The sequence below is a fragment of the Aeromicrobium sp. genome (assembly GCF_014378035.1).
Lineage (GTDB): Bacteria > Actinomycetota > Actinomycetes > Propionibacteriales > Nocardioidaceae > Aeromicrobium.
Map to the genome: position 1 here is coordinate 1 of NZ_JACMOM010000390.1, position 11,204 is coordinate 11,204.

Consider the following 11,204-nt stretch of genomic DNA (forward strand, 5'->3'; position numbering starts at 1 on the left):
CAGCAGCTCGCGAGCCAGGCGGGCCGAGCCGAGAAGGTCTGCACGCCCGCCGTCCGCCGCCGAGGAGTCCCAGTCGGGGACGACGACGGACCATCCGGCGTCGACCAACGTCTGTGCGAGGGGTGCGAGGAGCCCCCGCTGGTCCGGCTCCATCCCGTGCCACAGCAGCACGACCGGGTCGTGCGTGTCGCCGTGAATGTCCGACGGCCGACCGGGAGCGTGCTCAAGCGTGATCATGCGGATCAGTCTGCCGTGCGGGTCGTACCGAGCACCATCCACGCCGAACCGCGCTGGCGGACCCACAGCGTGGCCAGCCGTGCGGTGATGAAACCTCCGTAGGCCACCCACAGCCAGGTGAAACCTGCCTCGGTCCAGCCGATGGCGAGCACCAGCGGTGCGTAGACGACGAGCACGACGAGTCCGGCCTTCGCGAGATAGGCACCGTCGCCCGCCCCGATCAGCACGCCGTCCAGCACGAAGACCACGCCGGACAGCGGCTGGATGACCGCGATGACGAGCAGCACCGGGACAAGAGCCTGCCGGACGTCCACGTCGGACGTGAACAGTCGCGGCAGCCACGGTGCGGAGGCAGCCAGCGCCATGGCGGCAACGGCCCCCGTGGCGGCGCCCCACGTGATCATGCGGGTCGTGAGCTCACGGGTGAGCGCAGCATCGCCCGCGCCGAGCGAACGACCTGTCAGCGTCTGCCCGGCGATCGCGATGGCGTCGAGGCCGAACGCCAGAAAGGTCACGATGGCCACCGCGACCTGGTTGGCCGCGAGCGACACGCCACCGAGGTCGGCGGCCACGAGGGTCGCAAGGATGAGGGAGGCGCGCAGCGTGGGGGTGCGCACCAGCAGGGGCACACCGTGTCGTGCCGATTCCAGGATCTCGGCGGGGCGAGGGCGAGTGGACGCCTTCGCGTCGCGTGCGCGTCGCACCGTGACCGACACGAGCCAGAGGGCCGCGAACCACTGCGCCATGACGGTCGCGGCCGCCGCTCCGCGGATGCCCCACCCGAATCCGTAGACGAACAGCAGAGCCAGCGCGACGTTGAGGATGTTGGCGGCGATCGTGGCGAGCAACGGGGTCCGCAGGTCGAGCACCCCTCGCATGGCCCCGGTCGCTGCGAGCACGAGCAGCATCGCCGGAACCGCGAGTGCCGAGATGAGCAGGTAGTCCCGAGCATGACCTGCCACCTCGGTCGACCTGCCGAGGCTCGAGCCCAGCACTCCGCTGGTGGCTGCGGGGGCGACACCCAGCACCAGCCCGAGCCCGGCGGCGAGCCAGAGACCGCTGACGGCCAGGCTGAACGCCACGTCCTCCTCCCCGGCGCCGTGGTGTCGCGCGACGACTGCGGTGCTGCCGTAGGCGAGAAAGATGCACAGCCCCACGACCGTGCCCAGCACGACCGATGCCACCGACAGGCCGGCCAGCTGCGGCGTGCCGAGATGGCCGATGATCGCGGTGTCGGCGAGCAGCATGAGCGGCTCGGCGATGAGGGCGAAGAATGCCGGTACGGCGACCCGCACGATCTGTCGGTCGTCGACGCGAGATGGCCTCATGTGCGGCCTCCTGAAGGTGACGGGACGGTGTCGTGGGGACAAAGTGACGGGATTTGTCGACAAGTGTATGAACAGGCACCCGTGGACAGCGAAGACCGCAAAGTATTTTGTCTCCACACGCCGTAAAGCTCATCGTTGCAGGTCAGGGGACTACCTCCCACCAATATTTCTGCGTTGTCCACACTTTCGTCCACAGGCTGTGCACATGGCTGTCGGCGTTTTCCACAGCTTGCGGAACGTTGCACACAGGGCCTGTGCGTCGCGACCTTTGCCGCCGGACCAGACAGGCCTACTGTGGCGGGTCGGCGGAAGTTGTCCGTGGTGACGCGTAGCGTGATGAGCATGCAGAAGGGCCTTGATCTGTGAGTGTGACAGACCTCTACGAGGCTTCCCCCGGATCGGGTGAGGACCCCGGTTCTGGACGTGTTCCGCCGCAGGACATGGCAGCCGAGCAGAGTGTTCTCGGAGCCATGCTCATCAGCAAGCAGGCCATCGACCCGGCCTCCGACATCCTGCAGGCACGCGACTTCTACCGCCCCGCTCACGAGCTCATCTTCGACACGATCGTCGACCTCGCGAACCGTGGGGAGCCGGCCGACGCCATCACCGTCGCCGCCGAGCTGCAGCGCCGTGGAGACGTCGGACGCATCGGCGGCGCTCCCTATCTCCACACGCTCGTGGCTGGTGTGCCGATCGCGGCCAACGTCGACTTCTATGCCGACATCGTCCGTGAGAAGGCCGTGCTGCGTCGCCTCGTCGAGGTCGGTCAGCGCATCGCCCAGCTCGGTCAGGCAGGCCAGGGCGACGTCGCTGAGATCGTCGACCGAGCACAGGCTGAGGTGCTCGACGTCGACGGCACGAGCCAGGCCGAGGACTATCGCACTGTCGCCGAGCTCATGACTCTCACGATCGATGAGATCGAGGACATCCAGAGTCGCGATGGCGAGATGACGGGTGTGCCGTCGGGCTTCCCCGACCTCGACAAGTTCACGACCGGGTTCCGTGGCGGACAGATGATCGTCGTCGCCGCTCGTCCCGGTGTCGGAAAGTCGACCCTCGGGCTCGACTTCTGCCGATCCGCCTCGATTCGGCACCAGATCCCCAGCGCCATCTTCTCCCTCGAGATGACAGGCGCCGAGATTGCGATGCGCATGCTGTCGGCCGAGGCCAAGGTGGCCATCCACCACATGCGCGGCGGCGGCATGGGGCAGCGCGACTGGGACGCCATCAGCCGAGCGATGCCGCGGGTGCAGGGCGCGCCCATCATCATCGACGACAGCCCCAACATGACGATGCCCGAGATCCGGTCCAAGGCGCGGCGCATCAAGAAGCAGCACGGCATGGGCCTCATGGTCATCGACTACCTCCAGCTCATGACCTCGGGCAAGCGCGTCGAGAACCGGCAGGTCGAGGTCTCGGAGTTCTCCCGCCAGATCAAGCTCCTCGCCAAGGAGCTCGACGTCCCGGTGGTCGCGATCAGCCAGCTGAACCGTGGTTCGGAGCAGCGCACCGACAAGACGCCGCAGATCTCCGACCTCCGCGAGTCCGGCTCGATCGAGCAGGATGCCGACATCGTGCTGCTGCTCAACCGCCCCGACTCGCACGGTGCGGGCGAGTCCGAGCGTCCCGGCGAGGCCGACATCATCATCGCCAAGAACCGCTCGGGCCCGGTCAACAAGGTCGCAGTGAGCTTCCAGGGCCACTACTCCCGGTTCACTCCGATGGCGCGCGACGCTGTGCCGTCCGGCGCCGCCGCGGGCGACTTCTTCGGCTGAGCGTCGACACCGAGGGCGCCCCCTCTACTGGTAGCTGATGAGATCCGGTCGTGGTGTGACCCGACGCCACGTCTGGCGGGCGTCCAGCATCGGCTTGTCCTCATCAACGAAGTTCTTCCAGCCCCAGAAGACACCCTCAGGGGAGTCCTTGTGCAGCCGCCCCCACGTGCCGCGCTTGGCGCTCTGGCGGCCTGACCCATCGACATGGATGACGGTGGCGAGCACAGGGTGGTCGGTGACAAGACGGCCACGGTGGCTGATCATCGAGGGCGAGAACTGGTGCAGCACGAAAAGCTTCTGTGGACGCGTCTTGTCGCGTGTCAGCCGGGCCAGCCAGTCGCCCGTGCGATCGATCTCCGCGACCTTGACCGACCCGATCTGGCGCAGGTGCTTCTGGCCCTTCTTGAGTCGCCACTCCGGGTCGAGGGCCAGCCCGACGTGGGGCTGCTCGAGCAGTGAGCGGTAGCGCTTCGCCTGGGTCAGAAAGTCAGTGCGGCCGGGCTGGAGGTCGAGGACGACGTAAACCCCCGATCGACGGGCTGCCTCGACCAGCGGCTCGAGGGTCTTGATCGAGGCCTCTCTGGAGTAGTTCTTGTCCTTGCCTGCCCCGGCGGACGCCACCGTCGCGATGATCTCGAACGTCGGGACGAAGTGCGCTCGGCGGTCGGTGGCCCGGTACTTGCGGACGAGGCGGTGCACGCGGGAGACGCTCGCCCGCACCCCCTGCTCGCCGAGAACCCCGAGGGAGGGCGAGCCCGGGTGCCCGTACATCGCAACGTAGTGCCGGCCGGGCAGGGCGAGGTAGGCGCCATTGGTCTGCGTCGCCCGCGCTCGCACCACGGCAAGCGTGTAGGCGAAGCCCTTCGCGAAGGGGGTGCCGACGGCGATGACGGGGGTCTGCGGCCGCCGGGTGAGTGCGTGGGCGGCCGTGGGCGAGCGCCGCGCGTCAGCGGTCGGGATCTCGACCACCTCAGCGCCGGCGTTCGTGGCGTTCGCGACGGCTGCTGCGTTGTCTGCCCGGGAGCGGGTCACCACGATGGCGTCGATGCGGCGAGCATCACGGGCCGCGCGGCTGCCTTTCAGCGTGGCGACCTTCGCGGCCGCGGCCGCCTCGTTCAGCGGCATGGCCCGCCCCCCGTGAACCTTGCTGGTCCGGCCGAACGTCAGCACCGTGGCGGCCCCCAGCCGCTTCGGCTCCGCGGGGACGCCGGAGCCGCCGACGAGCACCGGAACTCCGAGCACGCCGGCCGAGCGGATCGCCGCCTTCTGCGCCGGGGTGCTGTGCGCCTGCGCCACGATGGCGACCGGTGAGGAGGAGTAGAGGCGGCGGGAGATCTCGACGGCCGACTGTGCGGGTGTGGGTGACGCGATGACGTCGAGCGTGCGGTGGGGTGATCGCACCTGGGCTCCGGAGGGCTTCGCGTCGTCCGTTGAGGAGCCCCGGTCAGCCAAGACGAAGACTCCGGCGACCAGTGCCGCAGCCACGAGCCCGAGAACCGCGACCTGTGCATTGAGCCAGCCGGATACCCTCATGCCGTGACCATACTGACCACCGTGATGACCGAAGCAGCCAACGCCCCCGACTCCGGGCTGGCCGGCTGGACCGTCGACCTGATGGACACGTTGGGCCTGTTCGGTGCCGCGCTGGCGGTAGGGATGGACAACTTGTTCCCGCCGATCCCCAGCGAGATCATCTTGCCGCTGGCGGGATTCGCTGCGAGCCAGGGCACGTTCTCGCTGACCGGTGCACTGATCGCCACGACAGTCGGCTCGGTCTCCGGCGCAGTACTGCTCTACTGGCTCGGCGCGATCTTCGGCCGAGACCGCGCGGTCATGGTGTTCGACAAGGTGCCGCTGCTCAAGGTCAGCGACCTGGAGAAGACCGAGGCATGGTTCGCCAAGCACGGCGGCATGGCCGTGTTCTTCGGTCGCATGGTGCCGATCTTCCGCAGCCTCATCTCGCTGCCGGCTGGCGTGGAAAAGATGAGCTTCGCGCTGTTCCTCCTGCTCACGACGCTGGGCAGCCTGATCTGGAACTCGATCTTCGTCATCGCGGGCTACCGCCTCGGCGAGAACTGGGACGCCGTCGAGCCATACGCCAATGTGTTCCAGAAGATCGTCGTCGGTGGCGTGCTGCTGGTCATTGCGGTGTTCGTGTTCGTGCGGGTCCGCGAGAAGCGACGCCCGACCGCCGCATGAGGATCGTCTCGCTGCTGCCCTCGGCTCGAAGGGCAGCTCGCCGGCGGGACCTGGTGAGTGCTCACGTGCTGCGCTGTTGATGCCGGGTGAAGGCCAGCGTCCTACAGTGGCGGCATGAGCGAATCCGACGAGAAGCTGGCCATCGAGGCCGTCCACCCACAGCTGTTCATCGGTGGTGAGTGGCGTGACGCTGAAGGTGGCAAGACCTTCGGCGTCGAAGATCCATCGAACGGCTCGATCCTCGTCGAGGTCGCCGATGCGAGTGTCGGTGACGGCAAGGACGCCATGGATGCCGCTGTCGGTGCCCAGAAGGAATGGGCTGCCACGCCGCCGCGTGATCGGGGCGAGATCCTGCGCAGAGCCTTCGAGCTGATCACTGAGCGGACCGATGAGCTCGCGATGATCATGACCCTCGAGATGGGCAAGCCGCTCAAGGAGAGCAAGGCCGAGATCGCCTACGGCTCGGAGTTCTTCCGCTGGTTCTCCGAGGAGGCGGTGCGCATCGCCGGGCGCTACTCGGTGGCGCCCAACGGCGCGACCCGACTGCTGACCATGAAGCAGCCTGTCGGGCCGGTCCTGATGATCACGCCGTGGAACTTCCCGTTGGCCATGGGAACTCGCAAGATCGGTCCGGCCATCGCGGCGGGCTGCACCATGGTCGTCAAGCCGGCGGCCCTGACGCCGCTGACGATGCTGTGGCTCGGCGCCGTGCTCGCCGAGGCGGGACTGCCGAAGGGTGTGCTCAACATCGTCACCACCACGGCCACCGGCGAGGTCATGGAGCCGATCGTCCGCGACCCGCGGCTGCGCAAGCTGACCTTCACCGGATCGACCGAGGTCGGGCGCCGCCTCGTCGAGCAGAGCGCCGAAGGGTTGCTGCGAGTCTCGATGGAGCTCGGCGGCAACGCACCCTTCCTGGTGTTCGACGACGCCGACCTCGACAAGGCGGTCGACGGTGCGATGCTCGCCAAGATGCGCAACATCGGTGAGGCCTGCACGGCAGCCAACCGCTTCATCGTGCACGAGTCGGTGGCCGAGGAGTTCGGCAGGCGATTCGCCGAGAGGATGGCCGCGTTGTCGGTCGGGCGTGGAACCGACGACGGCATCGACGTCGGGCCGCTCGTGGAGGCGAAGCAGCGCGACAAGGTCGCCGAGCTCGTCGACGACGCGGTGGCCAAGGGAGCAAAGGTCGTCACCGGTGGGTCGGCACCCGAGGGCGAGGGGTACTACTACTCACCGACCGTGCTCGTCGACGTGCCTCTCGACGCGCGCATGAGCAAGGAGGAAGTCTTCGGCCCCGTCGCGCCCATCTTCACCTTCACCGAGGAGGCCGACGCGTTGGCGATGGCGAACGACACCGAGTTCGGTCTGGTCGCCTACGCATTCACCCAGGACTACGCGCGGGTCATCCGCGTCTACGAGGGCCTTGAGACCGGCATGGTCGGCATCAACCAGGGCGTCGTGTCCAACCCCGCCGCGCCCTTCGGTGGCGTCAAGTCGTCGGGCTTCGGGCGCGAGGGTGGAGCCGAGGGCATCGAGGAGTACCTCGAGACGAAGTACGTCGGCCTGGCTCTGTGACGTCGCGAACCAGGGTCGTGGCGGCAGTCGTCGCCGTCGTCATGGTGGTCGCAGCGGGCGCCTCGCTGACGGGGCTCTTTCGATCCGGCGACGGGAAGCCGTCCGCCTCGCCATCGCCGTCTTCCGCGACGCCCTCGGCCTGCGCGCTGCTCGATGCCAAGGAGCGCGAAGCGCTGGCCGGGGCACCCGTCGACACCGTGACGCCGATCGAGTCCGCGGGCGACGGTGCTGGGTCCGGCGGCGGGGCGCAGTGCCGTTGGACATCTGGCGGCCGGCTCGTCCAGGCGTCCACCCTGACCGCGCCTCAGTGGGCCGAGACCGTCCCGATGGCGATCGACCGCCTGGAGAAGTCAGGGGCGAGGATCAGCGCTGACGACCAACGACAGATCGACCGGTCCCGCTCACTGCTGAAGTCGGCAGCAGGTCTCACCGAGGAACAGGCCTGCAGCCTGTTCAGCACCCTCGCAGAGATTGGCGGCGCCCCGAAGGGTTCTGACACGTTGGTCTCGTACACGCAGCTGACACCCAAGGTGCTGGCGGTGTCGGCCCAGACGTGTCGCGGTGGCGTGTTCACCTCGATCGTCGACGCCGGCCCGCAGCTCAAGCAGACAGATCAGCTCACCAAGGCAGCGGGAGTCGCCGTCGCTGCAGCCCACACTCGGGCCACCGCGCCCTGACCCACCGCCCCGGAGATCGGGGAGGATCAGAGGGAGATGTCAGCTCGACGGTCGTCGGCACCGGGTCGGTCGCACATCGAGGTGCCGTCGGTGAAGCGCACGCCGTCGGTGAAGCGGGCCTCGATCTGGCCGGCGCCGAACTGCTCGACGTAGAGCCGGGAGTAGAGGCCGCCGAGCGCCAGCAGCTCGTCGTGCGTGCCCTGTTCGACGAGCTTTCCGTCCTCGAGGCCAAAGATGACGTCGGCGTTGTGGATCGTCGAGAGCCGGTGCGCGATGGCGATGGTCGTGCGGTTGTGGGTCGCCCGCTCGAGGGCGTCCTGCACGAGCCGCTCCGTCTCGGTGTCGAGCGCCGAGGTGGCCTCGTCGAGGATCAGGATGCGCGGGTCCATCAGCAGCACTCGGGCGATCGCGAGGCGCTGCTTCTCGCCGCCGCTCAGGCGGTAGCCGCGCTCACCCGTGATGGTCTCGTAGCCGTCGGCGAACGACAGGATGCGGTCGTGGATGTTGGCGTCGCGGGCGGCCTGCTCGATCTCGTCGGCCGTCGCGTCGGGCTTGGCATAGGCGATGTTGTCGCGGATCGTGCCGTGGAACAGGTAGGGCTCCTGCGTCACCATGCCGACCGCCTCGGCGACCGAGCCCATCGTGAGGTCGCGAACATCCGTGCCGTCGAGGAGGACCGAACCCTCGTTGACGTCATAGAAGCGGGGAACGAGGTAGGTCATGGTCGTCTTGCCGGAGCCTGACGGACCGACGATGGCGGCGGGCTGGCCGGGCTTGACGGTCAGCGAGATGCCGTCGAGGGCCCACCCCTGCTCGGGGGCGGGCTCGGTGCGGTCGATGCGTACGCCGGACTCGCCGAACCGGTCGACGTTGACAGTCCCGATCAGGCTCCGCGGCTCCGGGTAGCGGAACGAGACGTTGCGGAACTCGATCTCCCCGCGCAGGTCTGCTGCCTCCAGCGTCAGGGCACCGGGTCGCTCGGCGATCGCCGGTTCGAGGTCGAGGTACTCGAACAGCCGGCGGAACAGTGCGAGTGACGTCTGGACGTCGAGGGTCACACGCATGAGCTGCAGCAGCGGCATCTGCAACCGGGCCTGCAGCGTCGTGAAGGCGACGAGGGTTCCGGCGGTCAGCGACGTGCCTCCCTGCAGCATGAACCCGGCCACGAGGTAGATCAGTGCCGGGGTGACGGCGAAAAAGGTCTGCACCGTGGCGAAGAACGCCCGGCCGGTCATGGCCTGCTCGACCTGCAGCCGGGTCTGGTGGTGGTTCGCCATGCGGTAGCGCTCGACCTCGGAGTCGGCGCGGTTGAACACCTTCGACAACAAGATGCCCGAGACGCTGAGTGCCTCCTCGGTGATGGCCGTCATCTCCGACAGAGACTCCTGCGTCCGGCGGGCGAGCCTCTGTCGCCGCCTGCCCACCTGCAGCTGGATGACGATGAAGATCGGCATCACGATGAGGGTGAGGATCGTCAGCTGCCACGACAGGATGATCATCGACACGAACGCCGCGGTGACGGTGACGCTGTTCTGCAAAATCGATGTTGCGGTGTCGGTGAGGACGGTGCGGACTCCGGCGACGTCGTTGGCGAGCCTCGACTGGATGGCGCCAGTCTTGGTCGCGGTGAAGAACGCCAGCTCCATCTTCTGCAGGTGGGCGAACAGGTCGCTGCGCAGGTCGGCCATCGCCGAGTTGCCGATCGTCGCGGTCAACCAGTTCTGGCCGATGCCGATGAGCGCCGTCACGACGGGGATGACGCACATGCCCACCACGAGCCACGCCAGCAGGTGCACGCGGATGTCGCCGCTCGGCGGGAAGAGTGCCTTGTCGAAGACTGCCTTGGTCAGGAACGGCACGATCGACGTGAGGATCGCCGCGATGACGACAGCCACGGCGACGAAGGCCATCTTGGTCCGGTAGGGCTTCAGCATCAGGGCGATCCGGCCGAGGATGGGGGCGTTCGCCTCGGCAATCTCCTGCTCCGTCAGGTGCGTGATGCTGGGTCCGCTGCCGGGCCTCGCCATCAGCCGTCGATCTTGGTGAGCATCACGGCCGTCGAGCCACCGTCGACGGGAACGAGATCGGTGGTGCCCCACACGCCGACCTCGGTGCGCAGCATCGCCCAGATGAGCAGCCCTGCCGGGTCGGCGATGAACGACGGGTCGACGGCGAGCGTGAACTCGGTCGGTACCCCCAACACCTCGACGGCGGATGCGGCGAGCACCTCACCCTCGACGTCGACGAGCTTGACCGTCGCCACAGCGCCCGCGGGCATCGCGATGCGCTCGCGGAGGAGAACGGTGCCGGTGACGGTCAGAAGCGTGGGGGAAGGCATATGTCTAGGTTAGGCCCGTTCTGCGATCGCTTCATCGAAGGAGGTAGCCGGGCGGCCGAGCAGGCGGGTGATGTCTCCGCTCACGTGCTCGAGCTCTCCGTCGCGGATCGCGGTGTAGGTGCTGATCCACGCCGCGACCAGCCAGTCGGGTGCGCCGAGATGGGCTCGGCTAGCGCGGGCCTCCTCGAGCGTCTCGTCGACGAAGCTGTAGGTCCTGCCGGTGATCTCGGTGAGGACGGAGGCCACCTCGGAGAGGGTCAGTGCGTCGGGGCCGGTGAGGTCGTACTTGCGGCCCGAGTGCTCCCGGGGGTTGCGCAGCACCTGCGCGACGACGGCACCGACGTCGCGCTGCGACACCGCCGCGACGCGTCCTTCGCCAGCGGGACCGCGGATCACTCCGTCGGCGGCGAACATCGGCAGGACCTCGGCATAGAAGTTGTCGCGGAGGAGCGTCCACTCGAGGCCCGACGCGCGCAGATGGTTCTCCGTCGCACCGTGATCGCGGCCGAGGAGGAAGCCCGACTCGGCCGACGCTTCGACGAACGAGAGGTACACGACCTGGCGCACGCCGGCACGCACCGCCGAGTCGATGAAGTCGCAGTGCTGCTGGACGCGGTTCTCGTCCTCGGCGGCCGAGACCATGAACACCGTGTCGACCCCCGAGAGCGCGGCGGCGCACGCGTCGTTGTCACCGTAAGGCGCCTCGTGCACCTCGGACCCCTGCAGGTTCGGCGCACGCGATGCATCGCGGACGAGCAGGCGCACCGCGATTCCGGCGTCGGCGAGCAGGTGGGCGGCGATTCCACCGACGGCTCCGGTCGATCCGGTCAAGGCGATGGGGTTCATGCGAGGTGCAACCCCGCGGAGTCCCGGCTGATTCCGGTGATGGGCCTGTGTCAGGCCTTGAACCTGCGAAGTCGCAGGCTGTTGGTCACGACGAACACGCTGCTGAAGGCCATCGTGAGCCCGGCCAGCAGGGGGTTGAGCAGCCCGGCGGCGGCCAGCGGGATGGCGGCGACGTTGTAGGCGAAGGCCCAGAACAGGTTGCCCTTGATGGCCCGCAGGGTTGCCC

The 11,204-nt window shown here is 68.1% G+C and carries 10 protein-coding genes; 4 read left to right on the plus strand and 6 right to left on the minus strand.

Annotated features, from left to right (window positions below; translation table 11 throughout):
- Both H7290_RS20715 and H7290_RS20720 read right to left on the minus strand, forming a co-directional pair.
- On the minus strand, positions 1-237 hold a 237-nt coding region (locus H7290_RS20715; protein WP_290515909.1), incomplete at its 3' end, for a hypothetical protein.
- Between the two features lie 5 nt (positions 238-242).
- Complete coding sequence (locus H7290_RS20720) at positions 243-1,565, minus strand: MATE family efflux transporter (protein WP_290515910.1); 1,323 nt, start codon at positions 1,563-1,565, stop codon at positions 243-245.
- A 440-nt stretch (positions 1,566-2,005) separates the two neighbouring features.
- Here H7290_RS20720 and dnaB point away from each other — a divergent pair, with 440 nt between their 5' ends.
- Positions 2,006-3,340 carry a replicative DNA helicase gene (gene dnaB / locus H7290_RS20725; protein ID WP_290515918.1) on the plus strand — a complete coding sequence of 445 codons (1,335 nt, stop codon included), beginning with the start codon at positions 2,006-2,008 and terminating at the stop codon, positions 3,338-3,340.
- Between the two features lie 24 nt (positions 3,341-3,364).
- On the opposite strand, the gene H7290_RS20730 is transcribed toward dnaB, so the two are convergent.
- Entirely contained in the window at positions 3,365-4,873 is a 1,509-nt protein-coding gene (locus H7290_RS20730) for a hypothetical protein (RefSeq protein WP_290515911.1), read from the minus strand.
- A gap of 3 nt (positions 4,874-4,876) precedes the next feature.
- On the opposite strand from H7290_RS20730, the gene H7290_RS20735 reads away from it, so the two are divergent.
- The 3 genes from H7290_RS20735 to H7290_RS20745 all read left to right on the plus strand — a co-directional run bounded on the left by H7290_RS20735 (position 4,877) and on the right by H7290_RS20745 (position 7,794).
- Positions 4,877-5,539, plus strand: coding sequence for a DedA family protein (locus H7290_RS20735; RefSeq protein WP_290515912.1), 663 nt, complete (start codon positions 4,877-4,879; stop codon positions 5,537-5,539).
- 114 nt (positions 5,540-5,653) lie between these two features.
- Entirely contained in the window at positions 5,654-7,117 is a 1,464-nt protein-coding gene (locus H7290_RS20740; RefSeq protein ID WP_290515913.1) for an NAD-dependent succinate-semialdehyde dehydrogenase, read from the plus strand.
- Positions 7,114-7,794, plus strand: coding sequence for a hypothetical protein (locus tag H7290_RS20745; protein ID WP_290515914.1), 681 nt, complete (start codon positions 7,114-7,116; stop codon positions 7,792-7,794). Before H7290_RS20740 ends, H7290_RS20745 begins: the two co-directional genes overlap by 4 nt.
- Before the next feature lie 26 nt (positions 7,795-7,820).
- On the opposite strand, the gene H7290_RS20750 is transcribed toward H7290_RS20745, so the two are convergent.
- From H7290_RS20750 to H7290_RS20760, 3 genes are read right to left on the minus strand one after another with little or no spacing between them, the layout of a single operon-like run.
- Complete coding sequence (locus H7290_RS20750; protein ID WP_290515915.1) at positions 7,821-9,821, minus strand: ABC transporter ATP-binding protein; 2,001 nt, start codon at positions 9,819-9,821, stop codon at positions 7,821-7,823.
- A complete protein-coding gene (locus H7290_RS20755; protein WP_290515916.1) occupies positions 9,821-10,132 on the minus strand; it encodes a YbaY family lipoprotein in 312 nt (103 codons plus the stop codon). Before H7290_RS20755 ends, H7290_RS20750 begins: the two co-directional genes overlap by 1 nt.
- A gap of 9 nt (positions 10,133-10,141) precedes the next feature.
- Complete coding sequence (locus tag H7290_RS20760) at positions 10,142-10,978, minus strand: SDR family oxidoreductase (RefSeq protein ID WP_290515917.1); 837 nt, start codon at positions 10,976-10,978, stop codon at positions 10,142-10,144.
- Between the last annotated feature and the right edge of the window lie 226 nt (positions 10,979-11,204).

Bases quoted from the DNA above. Each gene is read 5' to 3' on its own strand.
- H7290_RS20720 (WP_290515910.1), bottom strand. From the start codon at position 1,565: ATGAGGCCATCTCGCGTCGACGACCGACAGATCGTGCGGGTCGCCGTA.
- dnaB (WP_290515918.1), top strand. From the start codon at position 2,006: ATGGCAGCCGAGCAGAGTGTTCTCGGAGCCATGCTCATCAGCAAGCAG.
- H7290_RS20730 (WP_290515911.1), bottom strand. From the start codon at position 4,873: ATGAGGGTATCCGGCTGGCTCAATGCACAGGTCGCGGTTCTCGGGCTC.
- H7290_RS20740 (WP_290515913.1), top strand. From the start codon at position 5,654: ATGAGCGAATCCGACGAGAAGCTGGCCATCGAGGCCGTCCACCCACAG.
- H7290_RS20750 (WP_290515915.1), bottom strand. From the start codon at position 9,821: ATGGCGAGGCCCGGCAGCGGACCCAGCATCACGCACCTGACGGAGCAG.
- H7290_RS20755 (WP_290515916.1), bottom strand. From the start codon at position 10,132: ATGCCTTCCCCCACGCTTCTGACCGTCACCGGCACCGTTCTCCTCCGC.
- H7290_RS20760 (WP_290515917.1), bottom strand. From the start codon at position 10,978: ATGAACCCCATCGCCTTGACCGGATCGACCGGAGCCGTCGGTGGAATC.